18 protein-coding genes are annotated in these 24,440 nt (G+C 67.2%); 11 read left to right on the plus strand and 7 right to left on the minus strand.

Going from position 1 to position 24,440, the window contains the following annotated elements; genetic code table 11:
* Nucleotides 1-13 precede the first annotated feature (13 nt).
* Nucleotides 14-1,645 (minus strand): CYTH and CHAD domain-containing protein, encoded by a 1,632-nt coding sequence (locus ACJ7Z0_RS15735; RefSeq protein ID WP_434790565.1) that lies wholly within the window; start codon nucleotides 1,643-1,645, stop codon nucleotides 14-16.
* A 52-nt stretch (nucleotides 1,646-1,697) separates the two neighbouring features.
* Between ACJ7Z0_RS15735 and ACJ7Z0_RS15740 the strand changes: the two genes are divergently transcribed.
* The 3 genes from ACJ7Z0_RS15740 (at nucleotide 1,698) to ACJ7Z0_RS15750 (ending at nucleotide 4,856) form a co-directional block, all read left to right on the plus strand.
* Nucleotides 1,698-3,077: an amidase family protein gene (locus ACJ7Z0_RS15740; protein ID WP_434790566.1), complete on the plus strand. Its 1,380-nt coding sequence runs from the start codon at nucleotides 1,698-1,700 to the stop codon at nucleotides 3,075-3,077.
* Between the two features lie 107 nt (nucleotides 3,078-3,184).
* Complete coding sequence (locus tag ACJ7Z0_RS15745; protein ID WP_028259914.1) at nucleotides 3,185-3,607, plus strand: VOC family protein; 423 nt, start codon at nucleotides 3,185-3,187, stop codon at nucleotides 3,605-3,607.
* 28 nt (nucleotides 3,608-3,635) lie between these two features.
* The gene (locus ACJ7Z0_RS15750) at nucleotides 3,636-4,856 is read left to right on the plus strand and encodes a pirin family protein (protein WP_434790567.1); all 1,221 of its coding nucleotides are present in this window, start codon (nucleotides 3,636-3,638) and stop codon (nucleotides 4,854-4,856) included.
* Nucleotides 4,857-4,878: 22 nt separating this feature from the next.
* Here the strand turns inward: ACJ7Z0_RS15750 and ACJ7Z0_RS15755 are convergent, their stop codons facing one another.
* Nucleotides 4,879-5,169 (minus strand): YciI family protein, encoded by a 291-nt coding sequence (locus ACJ7Z0_RS15755; RefSeq protein WP_307577956.1) that lies wholly within the window; start codon nucleotides 5,167-5,169, stop codon nucleotides 4,879-4,881.
* Between the two features lie 144 nt (nucleotides 5,170-5,313).
* On the opposite strand from ACJ7Z0_RS15755, the gene ACJ7Z0_RS15760 reads away from it, so the two are divergent.
* The 5 genes from ACJ7Z0_RS15760 to ACJ7Z0_RS15780 all read left to right on the plus strand — a co-directional run bounded on the left by ACJ7Z0_RS15760 (nucleotide 5,314) and on the right by ACJ7Z0_RS15780 (nucleotide 8,445).
* The gene (locus ACJ7Z0_RS15760; protein WP_434790568.1) at nucleotides 5,314-6,384 is read left to right on the plus strand and encodes a M4 family metallopeptidase; all 1,071 of its coding nucleotides are present in this window, start codon (nucleotides 5,314-5,316) and stop codon (nucleotides 6,382-6,384) included.
* Nucleotides 6,381-6,719: a protealysin inhibitor emfourin gene (locus tag ACJ7Z0_RS15765; RefSeq protein ID WP_434790569.1), complete on the plus strand. Its 339-nt coding sequence runs from the start codon at nucleotides 6,381-6,383 to the stop codon at nucleotides 6,717-6,719. The genes ACJ7Z0_RS15760 and ACJ7Z0_RS15765 overlap by 4 nt, the downstream gene beginning before the upstream one ends.
* A 119-nt stretch (nucleotides 6,720-6,838) precedes the next feature.
* Nucleotides 6,839-7,147, plus strand: coding sequence for a putative quinol monooxygenase (locus ACJ7Z0_RS15770; protein WP_431126300.1), 309 nt, complete (start codon nucleotides 6,839-6,841; stop codon nucleotides 7,145-7,147).
* A gap of 85 nt (nucleotides 7,148-7,232) precedes the next feature.
* A complete protein-coding gene (locus ACJ7Z0_RS15775) occupies nucleotides 7,233-7,829 on the plus strand; it encodes a YajG family lipoprotein (protein WP_434790570.1) in 597 nt (198 codons plus the stop codon).
* 19 nt (nucleotides 7,830-7,848) lie between these two features.
* Nucleotides 7,849-8,445 carry a hypothetical protein gene (locus ACJ7Z0_RS15780; RefSeq protein ID WP_434790571.1) on the plus strand — a complete coding sequence of 199 codons (597 nt, stop codon included), beginning with the start codon at nucleotides 7,849-7,851 and terminating at the stop codon, nucleotides 8,443-8,445.
* Between the two features lie 72 nt (nucleotides 8,446-8,517).
* Here the strand turns inward: ACJ7Z0_RS15780 and gap are convergent, their stop codons facing one another.
* Both gap and ACJ7Z0_RS15790 read right to left on the minus strand, forming a co-directional pair.
* Complete coding sequence (gap, locus tag ACJ7Z0_RS15785) at nucleotides 8,518-9,519, minus strand: type I glyceraldehyde-3-phosphate dehydrogenase (protein ID WP_369654041.1); 1,002 nt, start codon at nucleotides 9,517-9,519, stop codon at nucleotides 8,518-8,520.
* A gap of 66 nt (nucleotides 9,520-9,585) precedes the next feature.
* A complete protein-coding gene (locus tag ACJ7Z0_RS15790) occupies nucleotides 9,586-11,697 on the minus strand; it encodes a transketolase family protein (RefSeq protein WP_431126295.1) in 2,112 nt (703 codons plus the stop codon).
* Between the two features lie 135 nt (nucleotides 11,698-11,832).
* Between ACJ7Z0_RS15790 and speD the strand changes: the two genes are divergently transcribed.
* From speD to ACJ7Z0_RS15805, 3 genes are read left to right on the plus strand one after another with little or no spacing between them, the layout of a single operon-like run.
* Nucleotides 11,833-12,213, plus strand: coding sequence for an adenosylmethionine decarboxylase (gene speD, locus ACJ7Z0_RS15795; RefSeq protein ID WP_055807404.1), 381 nt, complete (start codon nucleotides 11,833-11,835; stop codon nucleotides 12,211-12,213).
* Between the two features lie 23 nt (nucleotides 12,214-12,236).
* Nucleotides 12,237-12,947, plus strand: coding sequence for a nucleotidyltransferase family protein (locus ACJ7Z0_RS15800; RefSeq protein WP_434792675.1), 711 nt, complete (start codon nucleotides 12,237-12,239; stop codon nucleotides 12,945-12,947).
* Nucleotides 12,944-14,338, plus strand: a complete 1,395-nt coding sequence (locus ACJ7Z0_RS15805) for an aminopeptidase P N-terminal domain-containing protein (RefSeq protein ID WP_434790572.1) — start codon at nucleotides 12,944-12,946, stop codon at nucleotides 14,336-14,338. The genes ACJ7Z0_RS15800 and ACJ7Z0_RS15805 overlap by 4 nt, the downstream gene beginning before the upstream one ends.
* A gap of 40 nt (nucleotides 14,339-14,378) precedes the next feature.
* On the opposite strand, the gene ACJ7Z0_RS15810 is transcribed toward ACJ7Z0_RS15805, so the two are convergent.
* The 3 genes from ACJ7Z0_RS15810 to ACJ7Z0_RS15820 form a co-directional block, all read right to left on the minus strand.
* Complete coding sequence (locus ACJ7Z0_RS15810; protein WP_434790573.1) at nucleotides 14,379-15,731, minus strand: esterase-like activity of phytase family protein; 1,353 nt, start codon at nucleotides 15,729-15,731, stop codon at nucleotides 14,379-14,381.
* Nucleotides 15,732-15,807: 76 nt separating this feature from the next.
* On the minus strand, nucleotides 15,808-18,165 hold the full coding sequence (pbpC, locus tag ACJ7Z0_RS15815) for a penicillin-binding protein 1C (RefSeq protein ID WP_434790574.1): 2,358 nt from the start codon (nucleotides 18,163-18,165) through the stop codon (nucleotides 15,808-15,810).
* Nucleotides 18,166-18,233: 68 nt separating this feature from the next.
* A complete protein-coding gene (locus ACJ7Z0_RS15820; RefSeq protein ID WP_434790575.1) occupies nucleotides 18,234-24,248 on the minus strand; it encodes an alpha-2-macroglobulin family protein in 6,015 nt (2,004 codons plus the stop codon).
* Nucleotides 24,249-24,440: the final 192 nt, after the last annotated feature.

Here is a 24,440-nt window from a genome sequence, read left to right on the forward strand (position 1 = left end):
GGGTTTCAGTCGCCTAGTTCTGCTTTTTCTTCTTCCAGAACCGCGGCGCCTTCACGATCTCGCCAAGCGCCTTGCGGCAGGCCTTTGCGCCCGCCGCGTGGCGAGCGCTGAACCAGCCGACGGCGAACCAGGCGCGGGCATCGCGCGCGGTGGCCTCGCGGTAGAGGGCCTGTGCGACAGCTTCGTCGTTGAACTCGCCCAGCGCGTCTTGCGCCGGGCGCAGACGTTTCAGGTAGCGCTCGGCGGCTGATTTTTCTTCTTTATCGTCCGCATCGGCGAACAACGGCATCACGAACTCGGCGAGGTAGCGCAGGCGCTTGAGCCTTTTGCGCGTGCGATGCTGGTCTTCGGAGTTCAGCGACTCGAAGCGCCGGCCATCGCGCACGATCTGTCCATGCAGGCGCTGCAAGCGCTTGCGCAGATAGCGGCGCGCATCGCCGGCATCCAGCGGCCCGGATGGCGAGGGGGCTTGTTCGGGTGCTTCGGCATCGCCTTTGGGCGCGTCTTCCACTGCCGCCGTTGCCGCCGCGGTGAACCCAATCAGCGAAACCAGCACCGATTGAAAAGCCGGCGCGCGCACGACGTCACCGGGCGAAGGCGCGTGGGCCGCTGCGGCATCGTCGCCGGCCAGCGGATCGAACTCCGGCGCGCCCGCGTCTCGCAGTTGCGGCTGCGCCAGCTTCACGACCTGCTCGCGGTCGCGCAGCACACCAAGCGCGCGAAAGGCCTCGACCAGCGGCGGCTCCCATGCGGCGCCGTTGAAAAGATCCGTACGCTCGTCGAGTCCCGCCAGTTCGCGGATCGCGGTGCGCAGGCGCCGGATGCCGATGCGCAGTTGATGGATCTGCTCTTCGTCGGCGCTGCCCGCCGCGATTTCGCTGGCGTTGGGCAGTATCTGCGCCAGGCAGGACGCGACGACGGCTTGCTGGATGGCTCGGCCGCCGAGCTTGCCTTTCTCTTCGGGAAAGCAAGGCGTCTCGGCCTTCACCGCCGGAACCACGTCGAGCTTTGCCAACAAGCGCGCGCCACGCTCGGCCTTGGAAACGGTGCTGAACCACAGGCCGTGCTGCTGCGACCAGCGGCGTGCGAGCGCGGCCAGGCCCTGCACGTCGCCGCGCTTGAGTTCGAGCTCCAGCTCGCACACCGGCGATTCGCGTTCGTCGGGCGTGCCCGCCTGGGCGACGACCTTGCCGACGTCGAGCGCCAGCTCGACCACGGCGCCGCCGGCTGCCGTGGTGCGCACGTCGCGCGTGAGCCGCACGATGTCGGTCGACTGGCGCTCGACCAGCGGCGCGCCGCTCGCGGCCAGCACCTTGGCGAGCCGGTCGCCCACGGGCGTGCCCTGGTGGCGCTGCGGGTCGATGGCCGGCACCGCGCTGCCGGCCGCTGCGGCGCCCAGGTCGACGTTGTGTTCGAGCCGGTGCAGCGCGTTGTCGCCCGTGGCCTTGGCGGTCTGCACCCAGCGCGGGCCCTCCTTGCGCAGCCGCAGCACGATGCCTTGTGCGGCCAGCGCCTGGTCGGCAGTGTCGAAATAGCGCGCCTGCAGGCGGGTGCGCACCACGGTACCGCGCCGCAGGGCGGTCTCGACGGCTTTCAGGTGCCCCGAGGGAATATGAAACTTGAACTCGATTTCCATGGCGGCCATGATGCTCCGTTCGAGCACTCCTGAACACGCCGCCGAAGCGAGAAAGGTCTCCATGCGCACGACATCACCCGACCCCACCGCCTTGCTGGCAGCGGGCGCCGCACGGTCAGCCAAGGCACTGGTTGCCAAAGAGGCGAGTGCCGTGGAATTGTGCGAAGCCGCCATCGCCCGCATCGAAGCGCTCGATGGCGCGCTCAACGCGGTGGTGGTGCGCGATTTCGGCCGTGCACGCCGCCAGGCCGCCGACGCCGACGCGGCCCTTGCGCGCGGCGAGCGCCGGCCGCTGCTCGGCGTGCCGATGACGGTGAAGGAAGCCTTCAACGTCGCGGGCCTGCCGACCTGCTGGGGTCTGCCGCCGTTCCGCGATTTCGTTCCGCCGCATGACGCCGTCGCCGTGCAGCGTCTGAAGGCGGCAGGCGCGGTGATTCTGGGCAAGACGAACGTGCCGCCGGGTCTGGCCGACTGGCAATGCGACAACCCGGTGTACGGCCGCACAGTGCACCCGCTCGATCCTTTGCGCACGCCGGGCGGCTCGTCGGGCGGCGGCGCCGTGGCGGTGGCCACGGGCATGGTAGCGCTGGAGCTGGGCAGCGACCTGGCGGGTTCGCTGCGTGTTCCCGCGAGCTTTTGCGGCGTGTACGCGCACAAGCCGAGCGAGGGCTTGCTGCCGACGCGCGGCTTTGCGTTTCCGGGCACCGAGGAGGCGCTCGCCGGGCTGCCTTCGGTGATCGGGCCGATCGGCCATTGCGCCGACGACCTGTTGCTGGCGCTGCAGGTGCTGGCCGGGCCCGACGCAGCCCATGTGGCTGATGGTTGCTTCGCGCTGCCCCCGCCGCGCCACGCAGCCGCGAAGGATTGGCGCGTGCTCGTGGTCACGGCGCATCCGCAGGCCGCCGTGGCAGCGGAGGTGCGCGCCGCCGTCGAAGGCGCCGGCCGGCGGCTGGCGAAGGCGGGCGCCGTGGTGGCCGAGGCCTCCGATCTGCTGCCCGATCTGAGCGAGATCGGCAACACCTACGACCAGATCGTGCAGACCGTGCTCGCACACGCCGAGCCGGGCGGCGGGTCGCCGATGTCGCTGCACGCCTGGTTCGACCTGCTGGCCACGCGCACGCGCATCCGGGCGCAGCTGCGGGCGCTGTTCACGCGATTCGACGCGGCGCTGTGCCCGGCGGTCGGCTGCGCGGCCTTCGAGCATGTGGCCGAGACGGATTTCAGAAAGCGAATACTCACTATCGACGGCGTTGCGACGCCTTATGACGCGCTGGGCGCCTGGGCCGCGTTGGCGAGCCTTGGCGGACTGCCGGCCACGGTCGCTCCCGCGGGCTTCGCGAAGGGCGGATTGCCGCTGGGCGTGCAGATCGTCGGTCCATATTTCGAGGACCGCAGCACCATCGCCTTGGCCCGATTGCTGACTGAGGACAGCAGCGTTTGAAAAATAATGTGGACACCGTCCATTTTCTTTGATATCTTTTGTGGACGGTGTACACAACTCACCGGCAAACACCTCCATCAACCTTTCACCGAAACAGGAAGACAACCATGGCCAACAAGCAAATCTTCGTGAACCTCGCCGTCAAGAACCTCGAAAAGTCCAAGGCTTTCTTTGCCGCGCTGGGCTATACCTTCAACGAGAAATTCACCGACGCCAACGCCGCCTGCATGGTGATCCAGGAGGGCAGCATCCACGCCATGCTGCTGGTCGAAGACTTCTTCAAGACCTTCACGAGCAAGAGCCTGACGGATACGAGCAAGAGCACCGAGGTGCTGCTGTGCCTCTCGTGCGAAAGCCGGGCCGAGGTCGACGAGATGGTCGCCAAGGCCGTGGCCGCGGGCGGCACGGTGCCGCGCGAACCGCAGGACTATGGCTTCATGTACGGCCACGGCTTCCAGGACATCGACGGCCACCTGTGGGAGCTGATGTACATGGACCCGAACGCCGAAGTGCCCCACCAGAACCCGTGATGCCGCGGCGCTGAAAAGAACGAGCGCGATGCCCATCGTTCCATATGCGCTTCTCACTGTTGCGCGAAAGGGCCCTTTCTTAAAGCGCGCGAGCCCCGATATTCCAAGGAACAGCGCCGCCGTACGTTCGGCGGCGCACCCAACGGAAAGGAATACCGAGGTGTCCAGCAACAACATTGATGAAGAAGAAGCCCGCAGCCCCGTCCTGCAGGTGAGCCCGCTCGGCTTTCCGTGGCAGACGATCGACCCGTTCCTGTTCTGCGTCTATCACGACGACGCCTATCCCAAGGCCAACGCGCGGATGGGGCCCGAAGCCCCGCTGGCGGGCCGTCAGATCGGCCAGGACTTCAGCCGCAAGGACGGCTGGAGCATGTACCACGGCGAGACGGTGCCGGGCTTCCCTTCGCACCCGCACCGGGGGTTCGAAACGGTGACCATCGTTCGCAAGGGGCTGGTTGACCATTCCGATTCGCTGGGCGCCACCGCGCGCTTCGGTGGCGGCGACGTGCAGTGGCTCACGGCCGGCAAGGGCATCGTGCATTCGGAGATGTTTCCGCTGCTCGATGCGAACGCGCCCAACCCGCTGGAGCTGTTCCAGATCTGGCTCAATCTGCCCGCCCGCAGCAAGATGGCCGAGCCGCACTTCACGATGTTCTGGTCCGAAGCGATTCCTCGCTTCGCATCGGACGACGCGAAGGGCGGCCGCACCGAGGTCGCGGTCATCGCGGGCCGGTTCGGCGACGCTGCAGGCAACGGCGAGGCACCAGCCGCGCCCATTGCACCGCTCGCGCCGCCGCCCGATTCATGGGCGGCAAAGGCCGATGCCGACGTGGCGATCTGGACGCTCAAGATGACGCCGGGTGCCCAATGGACGCTGCCGGCAGCTGCCGGCGAAGGCACGCAGCGCATGCTGTATTTCTTCAAGGGCGCCGTCGCGCACATCGCGGGCCGGCGCGTGGAAGGCCCGGCCGCCATCGAGCTGCGTGCCGACGCGTCCGTGGAACTGCTCAATGGCGACGGCGAAGCAAGCGAGTTTCTGCTGCTGCAGGGCCGCCCGATCGCTGAGCCGGTGGTGCAGTACGGCCCGTTCGTGATGAACACGCAGGCCGAGATCGGCCAGACCCTGGACGACTACCGCCGCACGCAGTTCGGCGGCTGGCCCTGGGACGATACGGCACCGGTGCACAGCCGGGGCGCCGCGCGCTTTGCGCGGCACCCTGGCGGCCGCGAGGAAACGCCGGAAGCCTGAAGCGCGCAGCCTCGAGGCCGCGTCAAACGGTCTTGAGGATCTCGGTGGCGGGGGCGGTCATGCTCGGCACGAACTCGATCACTTCGGTGGTCGCCACGCCGTTCTGCACGAACGGATCGCGTGCCAGCACCGCCTCGAGCGCGGCCCGTTCGCCGGACCGCGCGAAGATCACGCCGCCCTTGCGCGGCACCTGGCGGCCGGAGGCCAGGAAGAGTCCGCTTTCATAGTGTTTTCGAAGCCAGGTCATGTGTGCGTCCATCAATACATCGAGCTCTTCGAGGGGACGAATGTAGGTCAGGGTGACGATGAACATGGCAAAGGCGGCAAGTGGATCGAGCTCCGATCGTATGGCCTTGCCTTTCCATTTCGTGACACCAGAAGTAACGGAGTGATCCAGTTTTTACGGGTTTCTGCTACCGTCTTTTCTACCGTTCCCACCGCTCGAGGAGAGTTGCTCATGCCGCTTCGGTCGCCGCCCCTTTTGCCACCCAGCTTCGTACCGCCGTACCTGCTGGACCGGCTGGCGGAACGTGCCAGCGCGCATGCCAGCGCACGGGCGGCTCAGACGCTGATGATCGACCGCGAACACCGCGGCCTTCGCGAAGCGGTGGCTTCGAAAGGCGTGTCGTCGGGCCCGGCGCCGCGCTACCTTCGGCGCGGCTCGCCCGCGCGCGCCATCCACGACGCGGGGCACACGATGAGCCTGCCCGGCAAGCTGGTGCGCGCCGAAGGGCAGGCCGCCACCGGCGACATCGCAGCCGACGAGGCCTACGACTACCTGGGCGCCACCTACCGCCTGTACCACGACATCTACGAGCGCGACTCCATCGACGACGCGGGCATGCCGCTGACCGGCAGCGTGCACTACGGCAACGACTACGACAACGCGTTCTGGAACGGCAAGCAGATGGTGTTCGGCGACGGCGACGGCGAAGTGATGAACCGCTTTACCATTGCGGTGGACATCATCGGACACGAGTTGACGCACGGCGTCATCGATCATGAATCAGGCCTGGTCTACCAGGGCCAGCCGGGTGCGCTCAACGAATCGATCTGCGACGTGTTCGGTGTCCTGGTCAAGCAGCACCTCCTGAAGCAGACGGCACAGCAGGCCGACTGGCTGGTGGGCGCGGGGCTTTTCACCGCCAAGGTGGAGGCGCGCGCGCTGCGCTCGATGGCCGAGCCCGGCACGGCCTACGACGACCCGGTGCTGGGCAAAGACCCTCAGCCCGCCCATATGAAAGACTTTGTCGTCACACGGCAGGACAATGGCGGCGTGCACATCAATTCCGGCATTCCGAACCGCGCTTTCTACCTCGCCGCCACGGCCATCCCCGGCGCGGCATGGGAGACCACGGGCCGCGTCTGGTACGACACGGTGTGCGACCGGCGGCTGCGCCAGGACGCCGATTTCGAGGCCTTCGCGCAACTGAGCGTGGAGAATGCGGCCAGGCGCTTCGGCGCCGACAGCGCGGTGCACAAGGCCGTCGGCGCGGCATGGAACACCGTGGGAGTCACGCCATCATGATTCAGCTTCCACCCCTGGACCAGGCTTCCGTCGTGCGGGTGACGCGCGAGGGCGGCGTTGCCTACTTGCCGGGGCTTTCGCGCCCGCGCAGCTACCAGTTGGGGAATTGCAGCGAAGAATTGCGCCAGCAGATCGGCGAGGCATTGCAAAGCGCTGCCCCGCATGCGGAGCAGGGCGGCGGACCCGGCTCGCAGGGCGGCGACCAGCGCTTCTACCGTGTCGAAGTGCTGGTGGAAAGCGCCACCGCCCGTTCGGGTTCGGTCAGCTTCGAAGTGCCCGAGTCCGAGGCGCCCGAAGCGCTGGTGCACCTCTGGAAAGACGCCGCCGACCGCTGAACCCTTGCCTCGAAAGAGCATGCGCGCGATGACAGGGTCGCGTGCGGGACCAGCGCCGAAGCGGCGAATCTTTTAGATTCGGCGACTGCCATCCACAACCACACCGGAGCTCTTTTTCCATGATCCACGTCGTCGCCGTCATCACCGCCAAGCCGGGCCAACGCGCCAAGCTGCTCGAAGCCTTTGCCGCCAACCGCGCGGCGGTGCTGGCCGAAGAGGGCTGCATCGAATACGGGGCCACCATCGACGCGCAAGGCGTTCCGACATCGAAAGCCAGCTTCGGGCCCGAGACCTTCGTGGTCATCGAGAAGTGGGAAACGCTGGCGCACCTGCAAGCCCATGCGGTGGCACCGCACATGGCGGCGCACGGCGCCAGGACGAAGGAGCTGGTCGAGAGCAAGCTGATCCACGTGCTCGAACCGGTCTGAGAGGTCCGCCAGCGGGCCTTCGCGCGCGGCGCAATGCCTGCTACCCTCGCGCCGGGAGCAGGCATCTCGAGGAGGGATACAAGGCATGGCGATCTTCTTCAGACCGCATGGTTTGCGCTTGCGCGCTTTCATCGCAACGCTCGGCACGCTGGCCGCGGGGTTCCTGGTGTCCGGCTGCGCGCAGCTTGCAGCACCGCCCTACGCGGCCGACTACGAAGTGCTGGACCGGCTCGAAGCCGCGCGCCCCGGCATGGTGGCCGTGGCGAAGGTGCAGCCGACCGATCCGAACGACGGCATCAACACGCTCGGCTTGCGCCGCGCGAAACTGGTATCGCCCAGCGGCACCTTCGCGCAATACCTGGAAGACGCGCTGATGCGCGACCTGGGAGAGATATCGGCCTACGACCCCAAGGCGCCGACCCGCGTCGCGGCGCGCATCCTGGTCAACGAACTCGACCTTGGCGTGATCAACGGCAGCGGCCGCATGGACGTGGAAGTGGTCGTGACGCGTGCGGCCGCACAGCGGTTGCGCAAGACCTACCGCGGCGAGATCGCCTTCGATTCGAGCTACGCGAACATCGTGGCCGTGCCCGCCGGGCAGGCCGCCTACCCGCGGCTGGTGCGCGCGCTGCTGCGCCAGATGTATGCCGACCCGCAGTTCGTCGCGGCCATCGCGCCCTAGAACCGGAGAAAGCCGCACCATGCCGTTTCTTCATTCTTCGGCCACTCGCCTGCTGGCCGCTGTCGCCCTGACCATCGCGGTGGCCGGTTGCTCCCATCCGATCACGATGATCACGCAGACGGCGCCGCCGCGCGCAACGGCCCATCTCCTTCCGAAGAAGGTGGCCTACGTGATGACCGACGCCCAGCGCGACCAGCAGGTGACCACCGCCGGCGGCAGCGGCGACCGCGTGAGCTACTACCCGTACCGCGATCTGGAAAAATCGATTCGCGATGCGCTGCGCGCGGTGTACCGCGACGTGGTCGTGCTGCGTACCGCCGGCGATGCCAAGGCCAACGAGACCGCGGGCGTGTCGCTGGTGTTCACGCCGCAGATCAAGACCGATTCGAGCTCGTCCTCCTGGATCACCTGGCCACCCACGTCGTTCACCGCCGAGGTGAGCTGCGTGGTGAGCGATGCCGCGGGCGCCGAGGTCACGCGCGTGCGCGCGGTCGGCAACGGCACGGCGGAATTCGGCGAGTTCAACGGCGACTACGGACTGGCCGCCCGGCGCGCGGCGACGCGGATGACGTCGCAGCTCAGCAGCGAGATCCGGCGGAACGAGAAGCTGCGCTGAGGCGATTCGCTCCTCTGCGAGCCCAATAAAAAACGCGCCCGAGGGCGCGTTTTTTATTGGAGCTTCGAAGGCTTACTTCGAAACCACCTTCACCATTTCGAGGCACTTGTTCGAGTAGCCCCATTCGTTGTCGTACCAGCTCACGAGCTTCACGAAGGTGCCGTCCAGGGCAATGCCGGCTTCGGCGTCGAAGATCGAGGTGCGCGGGTCGCCGCGGAAATCGGTGGCCACCACCTTGTCTTCGGTGTAGCCCAGCACGCCCTTGAGCGCGCCTTCGCTCTGCGACTTCATTTCAGCGCAGATTTCCTTGTAGGTGGCTTCCTTTTCCAGCTCGACCGTCAGGTCGACCACCGACACGTCGGAGGTCGGCACGCGGAAGCTCATGCCGGTGAGCTTCTTGTTGAGCTCGGGGATCACCACGCCCACGGCCTTGGCGGCGCCGGTGCTCGAGGGAATGATGTTTTCCAGGATGCCGCGGCCGCCGCGCCAGTCCTTGTTGCTCGGGCCGTCGACGGTCTTCTGCGTGGCGGTGGCGGCGTGCACGGTGGTCATCAGGCCGCGCTTGATGCCCCACTTGTCGTTCAGCACCTTGGCGAGCGGTGCCAGGCAGTTGGTGGTGCAGCTGGCGTTGCTGACGATGGCTTCGCCGGCGTACTTCTTGTCGTTCACGCCGTAGACGAACATGGGGGTGTCGTCCTTCGACGGGGCCGACATGATCACCTTCTTGGCGCCTGCCTCGAGATGCTTCTGGCAGGTTTCCTTGGTGAGGAAGAGGCCGGTCGATTCGAGCACGATGTCGGCGCCGACTTCGTTCCACTTCAGCTGCGCCGGGTCGCGCTCTTGCGTCAGGCGGATCTTCTTGCCGTTGACGATCAGCGTGTTGCCTTCAACCGTGACTTCGCCCTTGAAGCGGCCGTGCACCGAGTCGTACTGGAGCATGTAGGCCAGGTAGTCGGGCTCGAGCAAGTCGTTGATGGCAACGATTTCGATCTCGTTCTTGAAGTTCTGCACCGCTGCGCGCAGCACGTTGCGACCGATGCGACCGAAGCCGTTGATACCGAGTTTGATAGCCATCTGATTTGCTCCTAAGGTTGAAAAACTTTTTGATCGAACAGAAAGAAAGAATGCGCCTGGCCGGGCTCAGTCGCGCAGGGCGGCTTCGACCGTGGCGGCAACGTTCTCTGCCGTGAACCCGAAATGCTTGAACAGCGCCGATGCCGGTGCCGACTCGCCGTAGCTGTCGATGCCGACGACAGCCGCGCAGCCGTACTTCCACCAGCCGCCGGTGCAACCCATTTCGACGGCGATGCGCGGCAGCTTCTTGGGCAGCACGTTCTTCTTGTAGGCCACGTCCTGGCGGTCGAAGGTGGTGGTCGAGGGCATCGACACCACGCGCACCGCAATTTTCTTCTCGGCCAGCAATTTCTGCGCGGCGAGGGCCAATTGCACTTCGGAACCGGTGGCAATGATGACCGCGGCGGTCTTCTTGCTCTTGAGGCCGACGACCTCGGGTTCCGACAGCACGTAGGCACCGCGGCTGATGTCGCCGAGGTCGCCCTTCGGCGCATAGGCGATGTTCTGGCGGCTCAGCAGCAGCGCCGTCGGGCGCGACTGGTTCTGCAGCGCCACGGCCCAGGCCACGGCCGTTTCGGCGGTGTCGCCCGGACGCCAGACGTCGAGGTTGGGGATCAGGCGCAGCGACGCGGCGTGCTCGATCGACTGGTGCGTGGGGCCGTCTTCGCCAAGGCCGATGGAGTCGTGCGTGAACACGTGCACCACGCGGCGCTTCATGAGCGCGGCCATGCGGATGGCGTTGCGGCTGTAGTCGCTGAAGGTCAGGAACGTGCCGCCGTAGGGAATGAAGCCGCCATGCAGCGAGACACCGTTCATGATGCCGGCCATGCCGAACTCGCGCACGCCGTAGTTGATGTGGCGGCCGATCACGCCATGGGGCGGCTCGGCGTTGTCGGCGGTGCTCTCGGGTGCGGCTTCGTCTTCGGCGCCCTGGTTGGGCTGCTGGACCGGCACGTCCATGACCACGGTGCCGGTCTTCGCGTCGAAGCGCAGGGCGGCCGTGCTCTTGGTGTTGGTGAGGTTGGAGCCGGTGAGGTCGGCGCTGCCGCCGAGCATTTCAGGCAGCGCGGCGGTGAAGGCCTCGAGCGCGAGCTGGCTGGCCTTGCGGCTGGCCACGGTTTCGCCCTTGGTATGGGCGGCCACCACGGTGTCGAACGCCACTTGGTGGAAGTTCTTGGGCAGCTCGCCCCGCATGCGGCGGGTGAACTCGGCGGCGAGTTCGGGAAAAGCCTTGGCGTAGGCGTCGAACTTGTCGTTCCAGGCGGCTTCGGCCTTGGCGCCCTCGGCCTTGTGGTCCCAGTCGTCGCTGGCTTCCGCCGGCACCTCGAAGGCCGCGTACGGCCAGTTCAGCGCAGCGCGGGTGAGGGTGATTTCCTCGGCGCCCAGCGGCTCCCCGTGGGCCTTGGCGGTGTTGGCGCGGTTCGGGCTGCCCTTGCCGATCTGCGTCTTGCAGATGATGAGGGTGGGCTTCGAATCTTCCTTCTTCGCCTTGGCGATGGCCTTGGACACGTCCTTGGCGTCGTTGCCGTCGATCGGGCCGATCACGTTCCAGCCGTAGGCCTTGAAGCGTTCTTCGGTGTTGTCGATGAACCAGGGCTTGACCTGGCCGTCGATGCTGATGCCGTTGTCGTCGTACAGCGCAATCAGCTTGTTCAGGTGCCAGGCGCCGGCCAGTGCGCAGGCTTCGTGGCTGACGCCTTCCATCATGCAGCCGTCGCCCAGGAAGGCGTAGGTGTGGTGGTCGACGATCGCGTGGTGCTTGCGGTTGAACTCGGACGCGAGCAGCTTCTCGGCCAATGCAAAGCCCACCGCGTTGGTGATGCCCTGGCCCAGCGGGCCGGTGGTGGTTTCCACGCCGGGGGTCACGTCGACTTCGGGGTGGCCCGCGGTCTTGCTGTGCAGCTGGCGGAAGTTCTTGAGCTCGCTGATCGGCAGGTCGTAGCCGGTGAGGTGCAGCACCGCGTACAGCAGCATCGAGGCGTGGCCGTTCGACAGCACGAAGCGGTCGCGGTCGAACCAGTGCGGGTTCGCGGGGTTGTAGCGCAGGTGCTCGCCCCAGAGTGCGACGGCCATGTCGGCCATGCCCATCGGTGCGCCCGGATGTCCGGAGTTTGCTTGTTGGACGGCATCCATGGCCAGCGCGCGAATCGCGTTGGCCATCAGGGCTTGGTTTGCCATGGGCGGAGGACTTTCGGGGAATGTGGATTGGGGGGAACCCGCGATTTTACCGGGCTCGCTCCGACCCCCTTCAATACGCCTTCGACACCCGGCCGATGTTCATTGGCAGCGCCCGGACTGCTAGAGTTGCCACCCATGCATGGGCTGCACCTCACCGCCGATCTCCACGACTGCCAATGCGGGATGCAATGGCTGACCGACAAGGAGGCGCTGGGCGCCGTCTGCCTCAAGGCGGTCACCGCCGCCGGGCTGCAGCCGGTGGGCCAGCTGGTCCACGGATTTCCGGCCACGCCAGAGGGACCGGGCGGCGTGACGGCCACGGTGCTGCTGGCCGAATCGCACCTGTGCATCCACACCTGGCCCGAACAGCGCGGCGCCACGCTCGATGTGTATGTGTGCAACTTCGGCGGCGACCATTCGGCCAAGGCGCATGCGCTGATGGAATGCCTGGTTTCCCTGTTCAAGCCCGGCCACAGCGAACGCAACGAGTTGCTGCGCGGCAAGGTGGCGGCTTGAGCACCCGGGCTTCCGTTCGGGCGATGATCCTTGCCGCAGGCCGCGGCGAGCGCATGCGGCCACTGACCGACACCACGCCGAAACCGCTGCTCGAAGTGCGCGGCAAGCCGCTGATGCAATGGCCGATGGAGGCGCTGGCCGCCGGCGGCTTCACCGAACTGGTGGTCAACACCGACTGGCTCGGCGAGAAGATTTCCAGCCGATTCGGCGCCAAGCCCTTGCTGAATGGGCGCAGCGCGCTATCAATTTCATATTCCGACGAAGGCCGCGACTTTGGTGGAGCGCTGGAAACGGCCGGCGGCATCGTGCGTGCGCTGCCCCGGCTGGGCGAGGTTTTCTGGGTCGCGGCCGGCGATGTGTTCGCCCCGGATTTCGCCTTCACGCAGGCTGCGGTCGACCGCTTCGCGGCCAGCGGCAAGCTCGCCCACCTGTGGCTGGTGCCGAACCCGGCGCACAACCCGAAGGGCGATTTCGGGCTGTCCGCCGATGGCCTGGCGCTCAATTCGGCGGCCGAAAAATACACCTTCTCGACCATCGGCCTGTACCGCGCCGCGCTCTTTGCGCCGCCTTACTGCGACATTCCCCCCGGCAACCCGGCAGGCACCAAAGCCCCGCTCGCACCCATTCTGCGCGCCGCGATGGACAATGAACTCGTGAGCGCCGAGCTCTACACCGGGCCCTGGACCGATGTGGGAACGCCCGAACGGCTTCTTCAACTGAACACGCCAAGATGACCTCAGAACACGACAAGATCTACGCCGAGCGCCGCGCGCGCCTCGCCTCGCAATTGGGCAAGGACGGCATCGCCATCGTGCCGACCGCGCCCGAGCGGCAGCGCAACCGCGACACCGATTTCCTGTTCCGGCACGACAGCTACTTCTATTACCTGACCGGCTTTACCGAGCCCAACGCCTGGCTGGTGCTGGCGGGCGACGGCCGCGCCACGCTGTTCTGCGCGCCCAAGGACCTGGAGCGCGAGATCTGGGACGGATACCGCCTGGGCCCCGACGCCGCCCCCGCAGCGCTTGGCGTGAACGAGGGCTTCTCGATCAACGACCTCGACGCCAAGCTGCCGAAGCTGCTCGAGAACAGGTCGACCGTGTGGTTTCCGTTCGCGATTCACAAGGGCCTGGAAACCCGCATCGACGGCTGGCTGCAATCGGTGCGCGCGCGCGTGCGCTACGGCGCGCTGTGCCCCGAAGAGCAGCGCGACCTGTGCGGGCCGCTCGATGAAATGCGCCTGGTCAAGGACGCGCACGAGCAGGACATCATGCGGCGCGCCGCACAGATCAGCGCGCGCGCCCACATCCGCGCGATGCAGTTGTCGGCCCGCATGCTGCGCGAAGGCAAGGACGTGCGCGAGTACCACCTCGACGCCGAGCTGCTGCACGAGTTCCGCCTGGGCGGCTCGCAGTGCCCGGCCTACGGCTCCATCGTGGCGGCAGGCGCCAATGCCTGCGTGCTGCACTACCGCGCGGACGCGGCGCCGGTGCGAAGCGGCGAGTTGGTGCTGATCGACGCAGGCTGCGAGCTCGACAGCTATGCGAGCGACATCACGCGCACCTTTCCGGCCAACGGCAAGTTCAGCGGGCCGCAGCGCGCGCTGTACGACCTGGTGCTGGCCAGCCAGGACGCATCCGCCGCGGCCACCAAGGCCGGCAACCGCTTCAACGATCCGCACGATGCCGCCGTGAAGGTGCTGGCGCAGGGCATGCTGGACCTGGGCCTGCTCAATGCCAACAAGGTGGGCAGCGCGGAAGACGTGATCGACAGCCGCGCCTACTTCCAGTTCTACATGCACCGCACCGGCCACTGGCTCGGCATGGACGTGCACGACTGCGGCAGCTACGTCGAGCCCACGCAGGTGGGCGAAGTGAGCGAGCGCAAGGATCCGCTGTCGAACGAAGTCATCAAGAACCGGCCGAGCCGCATCCTGCATCCCGGCATGGTGCTGACGCTGGAGCCCGGCATCTACGTGCGGCCTGGCGAGGGCGTGCCCGAGCAGTTCCACAACATCGGCATCCGCATCGAGGACGACGCGATCGTCACTACTACGGGTTGCGAGCTGATTTCGCGCGGCGTGCCGGTGAAGGCGGACGAGATCGAGGCGCTGATGCGGGCGTGATCGCCCCCGCTGCGACGCCGATGGCATCGCAGCGGCTTTATTACTTCGCCTGCAGCAGCGCGCCCGCTTCCAGCAGCACCAGTTCGTTGTCGTCGGCCTTGTTCGGCTCGCGGCTGCTGGAGAACGGCAGGTTGTTGTCGTTGCCCACCACGATGTGCGTGGCATCCACCACGTCGACGTTCTCGATGGTGAAGAACGGGAACTTGAGCACACCGTCGTTGAGTGGCTTGCGCGCGAGCTTGGCCGGGTCGACGATGTTCAGCAGATCGATGTAGCCGATCTTGCGCACCGCAGCGCCCACGTTGGCGTCGTTCAGCTCCACCTTGTAGACGCGCTTGAACTTCGCGATGTCGTGGAAGCAGTCGGTGCGCTTCTGGCCTTCGGGGCAGGCCTTGTCGCTCGTGCCTTCGCCGTTGTCGCGCTCGATGATCAAGCCAGTGGTGGCGTCGATCATGTTGAAGTCGCCGATGGCGTTGCCGTTGGCTTCGAGCGGGTACTTCCAATGGCGGCCCGTCCACTTTTCAGACGCCACGTCGAACTCCAGCACGCGCAGCGCTTCCTTGCCGTCCAGCTTCTCGTAGTCCTTCGTCTCGGCATTCCACACCGGGCCTTCGAGCAGCGCGTAGAGCTTGCTGCCGTCCTTCGACGAGGCCATGCCTTCAAAGCCCTTGGAGCGCTTGACCTGGAAGTCGACCGCACCGCCCGGCGCGCCCGGCGTGGTGACCGCGGGATGGTCGGGCGAGCGCACGGCCTTGCCGTCGACCTGCGTGTCGAACACCGCGAGCACCCTGCCTTTCAGGTCGGCCTTGATCAGGAAGGGGCCGAACTCCTCGCCGATCCACAGCGCGCCGCCGGCGAACTGGAAGCTCTCGGGGTCGAAGTCGGAGCCGGTCAGGTAGCGCTGTTTCGTGCCTTCGTGAACGATGCGAAAAGGCACCTTCTTGTCGGGATCGTGCAGGAAGACCGTGTCGAGACGGTTGAACTTGCCGCTCTTGAAGTCCACCTTGTAGTGGTTCAGGTAGAGCATGAAGTCGGGCGAATTGGCCTTGGCGCCGGCGCCGTTGTCGGTGAGGATCCAGAACGAACCGTCGTCCATCTTCTTGATGCCCGAGTGGCCTTGCAGGGGCTGGCCCTTGAAGGGCAGCGAAACGCCCGTGCCGCGGCCGGCCGAAAGGCCTTCGACCGTGCCCAGCGCCTCCACGCGCTTGCCCGAGGTGAACTTGCCGCTCGCCTGCAAGTCGGCAGGTGCGTCCTTGGGCGCGGCCACGAAGCTCTGTGCAGGCAGCACGGCGTGGCCGGTGAGCGTTGCGGGGAAGGCGGTCTGTGCGGCGGCACTGCTGCAGGCGAGCGCGGCGGCAAGGGCAATGAAGGAGAGAGAAGCGAGGCGCGTCATGGGCAAGAAGAAAGGGTTCAGTCGAAACGCGAGACCATGCCGATTGCGCGTGACGCGGCCATGACATGCAGCCGGGTCAGGGTGCGATGTCGACAGTGACCTCGCGCGATTCGGCGCGCCCCTGGTCATCGACCGCGCGCAGCACGTAGCGCCGGCCCGTCTCCGCGAGGTCGGGCATCCAGGTGATGCCCTCGCCGGGTGCGGCGCGGCCGATCAGTGCATCGTCCGCGAACCAGTAGATCGTCTGCGTGCCCGCCGCCGCTTCGGCGCGCAGCACCAGCGGCTCGGGCTTCTTCACCCGCAGCGTGTGCCGCACGCCGCGCAATGGCGAGGTGATGAGCGGCGCGGTCTCCGAAGACGCGTTGCCTTTCTCGCAGCCATCGGCCGGCAGGCTCGCGCGCGGCAGCCCGGCCTGGCGGAACAGTCGGCGCATGTCGCTGCCCCATTGCTCGACCACCTGCTGCCGCGCGTTCGGCTGCGGGCCGCACACCACCTTGCCGGTCGTTTCGTCGACCCACACCGCGCGATGCAGGTTGCTGACCTGGATCGGCGACTTGCCGGCGATGAACCACGTGGTGCTGCGCACCGGGCACAGCGCATCCGGCAGGCCGCCCGTCGCGGTGCAGACCTCGACCTGGCGCAGGTCCGCCGGCTGCCGCGTTGCGACCTCGCCGGGATCGAGCCGCTCGGCGCGCAATGCGTCGACCATGCGCAGGAACAAGGGGGCGGCCGCGTCGACGCCCACCAGCGCAGGGTTGCTCGTTCCGTCGAAATTGCCGACCCACACCACGAGCACATGGCGGCCGAACACGCCCGCGGTCCATGCATCGCGGAAGCCCCAGGAGGTGCCCGTCTTCCATGCGATGGCCGGGCGAGCAGGCAGGGTGGTGTCGGGCCGCGGCGTGTGGCGCAGCATGTCGAGCGTGATGAACGAAGCCTCTTCGCTCAACAGGCGCAGCGGCTGGGTCGGCCGCTCGTCGGGCGCGGGTTGCGTGTAGCGCAGCGGCTGCGAGACGCCGCCGTTGGCCAGCGTGGCATAGAGGCCCGCGAGCTCCTCGGGCGTGACCTCGCCGCCGCCCAGGACCAGCGCCAGGCCGTAGTGCGATTCGCTCTGCAGCTTCGACACGCCCGCCAACCGCATGAAGTCGTAGAGCCCCGGCTTCGAGAGCTTCGCGGCCACCGCCACCGCGGGGATGTTGCGGCTGCGGATCAGCGCCTCCTGCGCGGACAACGGGCCGGCGAAGCGGTGGTCGAAGTTCTCCGGCGTGTAGGGCCCGAACGATGTCGGCGCATCCTTCAGCATCGTCTTGGGATGCAGCAAGCCCTGGTCGAGCGCCAGTGCATAGATGAAGGGCTTGAGCGTGGAGCCCGGCGAGCGCTTGGCCTGCGTGCCGTTGACCTGGCCCGCGATGGCGTCGTTGTGCCAGTCGGCCGAGCCGATCAGCGCGCGCACCTGCATGGTCGAGGCATCGAGCAGCAGCGCGCTCGCGTTGGTCATTCCCACGTCGGCATGCGTGCGCAAGTACTGGCCCATCACGCGTTCGAGCGTGGCCTGCATGCGCAGGTCGATGGTGGTGCGTATCTCCTGCACCCCACGCTCCTGCGCGAGCAGCATGTCGGTGGCGTGCGGTGCGAGAAAGGGCAGGCTGCCGCGCGACTGCGCCGAGAGCGCGAGCTGCGCGTCGGGCGCGTGCTGCTTCGCGGTCGGGTCGCGCTCGGCCCACAGCGCCCACAGCCGTTCGCGCGCCGACTGCAGCTCGGCATTGCGGCCGCGCTCGGCAATGCGCTTGACGGGGTTCTGCGGGATCACCGCGAGCGTCAGAGCTTCGGGCAGGCTGAGCTTGGCGGCGTCCTTCCGAAAGTAGATGAGGCTTGCGGCCTGCACGCCTTCGATGTTGCCGCCGTAGGGGGCGGTGTTGAGGTACGCCTCGAGGATCTCGCGCTTGCTGAAGCGCGCCTCCAGCCACAGCGCCGCCCCGATCTGCGCGACCTTGCCCATGGCCGTGCGGCTGTCGATGCCGTAGATGCGCCGTGCAAGCTGCATCGTGAGCGTCGAGCCGCCCTGCCTGCGCTCGCCGCTGGCAATGCGCCAGGCGCTGCGCACCAGCGCGGCGGGGTTGACGCCGGGGTGTGCGTAGAAGCGCCGGTCTTCATAGAGCAGCACCGCATCGATCAGTGTGGGCGAGATGCGGTCGAGCGGCACCCAGAGGCGGTACTGCTCATCGCTTGCGAGCGTGAGGCGCAAGAGCTCGCCGCCTTGGGCGTACACGGCGCGCGAGCTGCCGACGGTTTCGCTGAGGGGGGCGTGGGGCCAGAAGCGCAGCAGGGCGAGCAGCAAGGCAACAGCCACGAAGGCGACCAGGGTCTTCCTCCCTCTCCCTCTGGGAGAGGGTTGGGGTGAGGGCAGCGGCGGTGGATCGGGCAGCGTGGTCATGGTGGCGCCGAGCCCTCACCCTAGCCCTCTCCCGGAGGGAGAGGGGACAAGACCGGGGAATGCCATGGTCAATTCGCCACCACCTGGAAGCGCGCCCCGGCCGAGCGCGAATACACGCGCCGGTCGTACATTGCCTCGCCATACGCCGCCGGCACCACGAAGTCGCCCACGTTGGTGGCGCGCGCCTTGTAGGTCACTTCGAGCAGGTCCTTGCCGACACCGCCATAGAACACCACGCGGTCTTCGCGGATGTCGGCGTACTGCACCTTCCAGGAACCGCTGCCGCCCAGGCGCTTCTTCCAGATCGGCGCGTCGGCATTGGCTTCCTCGTCGTCGCCCACGGCCTGCAGTACCGGCTCGAGCCCGCCGGGCAGCACGTCGACCAGCGCCACGTCGTTCAGCTGCGCGCGCTCCAGGCTGCGCACGCGCACCCGCACCGTGACCTCTTCGCCGAGCTTGGCCTTGGTGACCGGGTTGCCCTTGGCATCGAGCACTTCATGGAAGATCTCGAGGCCCTGGTTCACCGGCGTGGCAGGCACGTTGCGTTCAAAGCCCTGTTCGGCCCAGCTGTAGTAGAGGTTGAAGTCGCTGTCGTTCGACAGCTTGAGCTTTGCGGTACCGGCGGGCACCGCCGCGCGCGTGATCGGGTTCACCGCGCCCAGCGCGAGCGCCGCGGCCTGGCCTTGCGCGTTGACGGTCTGCGCCGTGAGCTTGCCCTCGGCGTTCTGCGCCACCGCTTCGAAATAGGCATCGACGGCAAGCAGCATCGAGGCCGACGACAGGCTGTTGTACCAGCCGTCGCGCACCATCGCGCCCATGCGCTCCCACACCGCGGGCTTGAGCGTCTTGAGGCGGCTCGGGAAGTGCCGCGCCACCAGGTGCAGCGTCATGCTGTCGTGCACCAGCGGGTCGTAGTAGGCGCCCCAGACATTGCGGCGCGTGTTCTTCTCGGTGCGCGCGAGCAGGTCGGACCACACCGGGCCGAGCAGCTCGTTGGCCACCTGTTCCTGCTTCACGAGCTGGTAGCTCGCGGCCAGGTACACGGCGCCGAGATCGTCGCTCCAGCCTTGGGCCTGCCGCGTCTGCTGGGTACGCCAGGCTTCGCGCAGGTTGGCCAGTGCGGCCGGCGCGATGATGCCCTGCCGCGTCAGCAGGTAGGCCGCCTGAGTGCGCTGGCGCCAGCCGTCGAGCGAGGTGTCGCCGCTGCCGAGCCAGCCCTGCAGGTAGGTGTTGGCCTTCTGCAGCAGGTCTTGCGGCACGGGCAGCTTGTGGTCCTTGGCTTCGACCAGCAGGTGCACCGCGTAGAGCGTGGCGAAGGCATCGGTGCCGGCGCCAGGCCACAGCGAGAAGCCGCCGTCGGCCGTCTGCCGCGCGCGCAGCTGCACGAGGTAGCGCTCGAAGGTCTTGCGGGCCTCGGGCATCGGGCCCTGCTCGGCGGTGCGGCCGCGAGCCATTTCCTTCACCAGCTCGGGGCGGCCGGACAGCAGCACGGCCGGAAAGGTCTGGCTCGTGATCTGCTCGGTGCAGCCGTGCGGATAGGCTTCCAGGTACTGCATGAGGCCGGTGGCAAAGGCCCACGGTGCGGCAGACACCGCCACGTCGCTCTTGCGGAAGTTGGGATACAGGTCGGCCTTGCTCGACAGCTCGCCCGCGCGCTGGAAGCTGCCGGCCTGCACCAGCGTGACGAACGGCGATGCAGGCCGCACGCTCACCTCGGTCGAGAGACGCGCGTTGAAGGTCTTGTGCGTGGAGGTGAACACCAGCGCCGATGACCCCAGCACCGCCTGCTCGCCCGGCTTGGCACGCACGTTGAACTTGGTGCTGGATTCGCCGCGTTCATTGACCTTGAGCGTCTGCGTGGCGTCGCCCACCACCTCGAGCCCGCCCGATGCGGTGAGCGTGAGCGCGATGGGCGCCTCCTTGCCCGAACCCGCGATGTTGTTGGCGAGGCCCACGCCCACTTCGACCGTGTCGCCGGGCGCCATGGCGAGCGGTGCGTTCGGCAGGATCACCATGTCGCCGCGCACCACGGTGCGGGTGCTCTTGGCGGCGGTGGTCTCGTCGTTCACCGCGACGGCCATCACGCGCAGGCTGCCGTTGAAGCTTTCGGGCACGGTGTAGCTGAACTCGCGGCTGCCGTTCACGTCGACCAGCCCCGACCAGTAGGCCACCGGCTTGTCGCGCTTGCGCTTGAACGGGTTCAGGTGCTTGCCGAGCTCGCCTTCGCCGTCACCGCCGGGTGCTGCGCCCTGCATGAGTTTCTTGAACTCGGGCAGGATCAGGTCGAGCGTCTGCAGCGTGCCAACCTCGAGCGCGCGCTTCTGGAAGAAGTGCTTGAGCGGGTCGGGCGTCTTGTAGCGCGCCACCTGCAGGATGCCTTCGTCCACCGCGAACAGCACGGCGCGCGTGGGCTTGTCGCTGGTGAGCTTCATCTTCACGGTCTGGCCGGGTTTGACGAGCTCGCTGCTGGTGAGCTGCAGGTTGGCGGTGCGCTTGGCCAGGCTGGTGGCGAAGGGCGCGACGCCGTACGACAGCGGGCTCATGTAGACCTCGTCGGAGGCTGGATCGCGCACGAAGTGCACGTTGACATAGCCGGTGCCTTCGAACTCCTTGGGCAGCGTGATCTTCTGCACCGAAGCGGTCTTGTCGGTCTTGAACCACGCGTGGGCGTAGACCTTGTCGCGCTCGATCGTGATCAGCCCGGCGCCCACGTAGGGCGCGCGGATGCTGACCTCGATCTCCTGGCCCGGCTCGTAGTCCTTGCGGTCGAGCGTGAGTTGCAGTTCGGCATTGCGGTCGAGCGAGCGCGAGACGTTCGCGTTGCCCGCCACGCTGTACTCCACGCGGTTGAGTTCCAGGCCGCCGGCGTTGCGCACCACGTACGCGAAGTTGCCGGGCGTGGAGGTGTTCAGCACAACGGTGTTGCCGGCCGCAACGATCGCCAGCGGCTTCTCGTCGAGCACGATTTCCTTCCTGCGCGACTCGTAACGGTAGAGCCCGCTGTCCTGCTTGACGAGCACCGACAGCACCTTGCGCTCGACGCGCTCGATCTTCAGGTCGGCCACGGCGGTCTTCTTCGCCTGCGGGTCGATCGCGATCACGGTGGCATTGCGCGCGGCGCCCTTGCTCACGTAGCTGGTGTCGCCGTCGACCTTCACGCCCACGAGGTAGGGCATGTCGCTCACCAGCGTCTGCGCCTCGGCCGAGACGCTGCGCCCGCCCTCGGGTTCGAAGGCCTTGGCAAGCACGTGCACCTGGTAGGTGGCGGCATCGAAGCGCGAGAGACGCAGGTCGAACTCGGCCTTGCCCTCGGTGCTGGTCTGCACGCTGCCCAGGTCGTCGACCTGCTTCTCGGTGGCGCGCTGCGGATCGAAGAAGGCGTAGTCGGCGAACGCACGGAACACCGGGAAGGCCGGGCTCAGCGTGAGCGTGCCCTCGACCTTGCGATCGGGCGCGGGCGTGCCGAAGAGGTTCTGCACATCGATCAGCGCCTTCAGGTCCTTGGGCTTGACCCAGCCCTCGGCGAGCTCGCTGCTGAGCTTGGCGACGACCTTGGTGCGGTCGGGCAGAAACTCCTGCACCTTCACCGTGGTGCTGCCGATGAGCAGGCCCTGCACCTCGGGGTTGCCGGGCGAGGACTCGCGCGGCAGGTAGAGGTTGACGGTGTAGTTGCCGGTGGGCGACGTGTCCTGCGTGGCGTGGGCGATTTCCGCCGCGCCGCCGGGGCCGAGCTTGAGCTTTTCGCGCCGCACGCTGAGGCCGCGCGCGTCGATGATCTCGGCTTCGAGCGGCAGATCGCGCAGCGACGTGCCCCAGTTGCCGGCCTTGACCATCATGGCGATGTGCATGGTGTCGCCCGGGCGGTAGATGCCGCGGTCGCTGAACACATAGGCCGTCATCTGGTTGGGCACGCCGGCCGCGCGCAGGCCGCCGACGTCGAAGCGCGAGATGTCGAGCGTGCGGTCGCTGCGGTTGAAGGGCAGGAAGCTCAGGTCGCCGTCCTTGCGCACCACCAGTACCACGGGTGCCTTCTCGCGCTGGTAGCCGGCGAGGTTGGGCAGCTTGGCGGTGCCGGTGGCGCCGGTCGCCTGCGACGCGATGATCATGCCGTTGCGGCCCCACACCTCGACCAGCGCACCGGCCACGGGCTGGCCATTGGCAATGCTCTGCACGAACACGTCCCGCGTGCCGTCGAGCGACTTCTTGACGACGATGCCCAGGTCGGTGACGAGCACCAGGCGCTGGTCCTTCTGGTCTTCGGGGTTGCCGCTTTCGGGGTCGCTCTCGCCCTCGGACGACTGTTCCTGTTGCTCTTCTTCCGGCTGCGCCTGCGCGGCGTCGCCTTCGGCCTTCTTCTTGGCCTTCGGGTCGTAGCCCTGCACCTTGAGCAGGAACACGCCGCGGCGATCCGCCACGTCGCTGCGCAGGTACTCGGCGAAGTCGACGGTTTCGTAGTGCGCCTTGCCGGCGGGAATGCTGAGCGGAATCTCCTTCTGGAAACGGTCGACGAGGTTGTCCGACTGCAGGCCGCCGTTGAATTGCGGATGCGCGAAATCGCCGTTGGTCTGGGTGACCAGGTGCTGCAGCTGCTGCGGCAGCAGGCGGCCGATTTCCAGGCGGATGCCCGGCAGGTCGCGCACCAGGATCGGCAGTTTGCGCTCGCCCGACAGCGCGAGCAGCGAGCCCTGGCTCATGATGGTGAGCTCGGGCGCGAAGGTCTTGAGCAGTTGAATCTCCTGCCGCGCGGCGCCGAGCTGGTAGCCGCCCGGCGTCTTGAGGCCCTTGGCCACGCGCACCAGCAGGTAGCGGCCGCCTTCGGCCTGTGGCATGCGGAAGCTGACCATCTCGGTCACTTCGCGTTCACTCGCGATGGGCTGCAAGGCGAGCTTCTTCGCGCGGCGCAGCACGGCATCGGTGATCTTCGAGGGCTCGGCGGACCAGTCGAACTTCTCGTCCGGGTCGCCCTTGGCTTCTTCCGTGGCGGGCAGCAGCCAGGCCTGCACCACGCGTGCCATCTCGCGCTCGTGCACCGGCATCGACGCGGTGATGTGCATCACATGCTCGGGTTCGCCGCTCTCGCCGGTGACGATGGTGGGCTCGACGCTTGCAATGTCGAGGCTGAAGAGTCCGGGGATGTCGACGGCGCGCGAGACGTCGTTGCGCTGGCCGGGGCCGCCCTTCTGTGCGACCGCGCCGGCCGCAAGGCTGAGCACCACGGGACGCGTCTTCTCGGGGATGGGCAGCGGCTCGGACTGCAGGGTAGCAGCGAGGCGCAGCTTGTCGTAGCTGACCGTGAACTTCTCGCCGGTGCATTTGCCCACGCCGAAGAACGAGGTGCCGCAGGCCTGGTCATAGGTGAGCACCAGTCGCTTCTCGAACTCGGCCGTGTTCACGGGATGCGAGAAACTCACGCGGAAGAGGGCGCGGCGCACGTTCGCCTGCACGGGGTCCTGATAGAACTCGGCGCCCGCGATGCGCGCGCTGAACTCGGGCGAGGTGAACTCGTACTTGCGCAGTGCCATCTCGATGTGCGGCGCCAGCGCGCTGTTCGCAAGCTGCACCTTGTACGGCTGGCCCACCGGCCAGTCCTGCGCCGGCAGGAACTCCAGTTTCTTCTGGCTGCTCCACGTCCAGCGCCCGGCAATGGCGGGCTCGATGGTGATACCGGTCGCCTCCTGGCCGATGCGCGCAATCGGCGCGACCGAGGCCGAGAAGTTGATAACGAGCGGGTTCGGTCCCTTGTCGTTCTCGATCTGCGTGCGCGGCGGCGGCACGATCTGCGCGGTGGCGACCACGGGTTCGACGCGGTCGGGCGTGAGGCCGTGCCACCATTTCAGGACGTGCGGGCTTGCCATCCAGCCGGCCAGCACGAGCAGTGCAAGCACCACCAGCCAGGCCAGCCGTTGCTGCAGCCACTGCAGTCCGAAGAGAAGAAACGCACCCACGATGCGCAGCCAGCCCGGAGGTCGCCAGGAACCGATGAGTCCGCGCGTGAGCGGACGCAGAAAGCCGAGCGCGCGGCCCAGCCCGGTGAAGAGCACGTCGCTGAGCGACGCGAGTTTTCGATTCGCAACCTGAAGCATGGAAGCTCCCCCGATGTTTTTGTTGGCGCCTGGCAGTCTGCCGGCGATCTGTGAAGAGACGGCGCTGTGTGTGAAGTCTGCGTGAAAACCGCACAGGCCCGCGCTGGGGCCACTTCAGTGATGGATGGTGCGTTGTGCGTTGGGTTGCTGTTGTTCAGGGCGCTGTTGTTCAGGGCGCGTGCGCAGGCCACC

Source organism: Variovorax palleresanus (assembly GCF_051144945.1).
Taxonomy (GTDB): domain Bacteria; phylum Pseudomonadota; class Gammaproteobacteria; order Burkholderiales; family Burkholderiaceae_C; genus Variovorax; species Variovorax paradoxus_S.

Bases quoted from the DNA above. Each gene is read 5' to 3' on its own strand.
- ACJ7Z0_RS15800 (WP_434792675.1), top strand. From the start codon at position 12,237: ATGATCCTTGCCGCAGGCCGCGGCGAGCGCATGCGGCCACTGACCGAC.
- ACJ7Z0_RS15820 (WP_434790575.1), bottom strand. From the start codon at position 24,248: ATGCTTCAGGTTGCGAATCGAAAACTCGCGTCGCTCAGCGACGTGCTC.
- pbpC (WP_434790574.1), bottom strand. From the start codon at position 18,165: ATGACCACGCTGCCCGATCCACCGCCGCTGCCCTCACCCCAACCCTCT.
- ACJ7Z0_RS15810 (WP_434790573.1), bottom strand. From the start codon at position 15,731: ATGACGCGCCTCGCTTCTCTCTCCTTCATTGCCCTTGCCGCCGCGCTC.
- ACJ7Z0_RS15755 (WP_307577956.1), bottom strand. From the start codon at position 5,169: ATGTTCATCGTCACCCTGACCTACATTCGTCCCCTCGAAGAGCTCGAT.
- ACJ7Z0_RS15780 (WP_434790571.1), top strand. From the start codon at position 7,849: ATGCCGTTTCTTCATTCTTCGGCCACTCGCCTGCTGGCCGCTGTCGCC.
- ACJ7Z0_RS15745 (WP_028259914.1), top strand. From the start codon at position 3,185: ATGGCCAACAAGCAAATCTTCGTGAACCTCGCCGTCAAGAACCTCGAA.
- gap (WP_369654041.1), bottom strand. From the start codon at position 9,519: ATGGCTATCAAACTCGGTATCAACGGCTTCGGTCGCATCGGTCGCAAC.
- ACJ7Z0_RS15750 (WP_434790567.1), top strand. From the start codon at position 3,636: ATGCCCATCGTTCCATATGCGCTTCTCACTGTTGCGCGAAAGGGCCCT.
- ACJ7Z0_RS15740 (WP_434790566.1), top strand. From the start codon at position 1,698: ATGCGCACGACATCACCCGACCCCACCGCCTTGCTGGCAGCGGGCGCC.
- ACJ7Z0_RS15760 (WP_434790568.1), top strand. From the start codon at position 5,314: ATGCCGCTTCGGTCGCCGCCCCTTTTGCCACCCAGCTTCGTACCGCCG.
- ACJ7Z0_RS15790 (WP_431126295.1), bottom strand. From the start codon at position 11,697: ATGGCAAACCAAGCCCTGATGGCCAACGCGATTCGCGCGCTGGCCATG.
- ACJ7Z0_RS15735 (WP_434790565.1), bottom strand. From the start codon at position 1,645: ATGGCCGCCATGGAAATCGAGTTCAAGTTTCATATTCCCTCGGGGCAC.
- ACJ7Z0_RS15770 (WP_431126300.1), top strand. From the start codon at position 6,839: ATGATCCACGTCGTCGCCGTCATCACCGCCAAGCCGGGCCAACGCGCC.
- ACJ7Z0_RS15805 (WP_434790572.1), top strand. From the start codon at position 12,944: ATGACCTCAGAACACGACAAGATCTACGCCGAGCGCCGCGCGCGCCTC.
- speD (WP_055807404.1), top strand. From the start codon at position 11,833: ATGCATGGGCTGCACCTCACCGCCGATCTCCACGACTGCCAATGCGGG.
- ACJ7Z0_RS15765 (WP_434790569.1), top strand. From the start codon at position 6,381: ATGATTCAGCTTCCACCCCTGGACCAGGCTTCCGTCGTGCGGGTGACG.
- ACJ7Z0_RS15775 (WP_434790570.1), top strand. From the start codon at position 7,233: ATGGCGATCTTCTTCAGACCGCATGGTTTGCGCTTGCGCGCTTTCATC.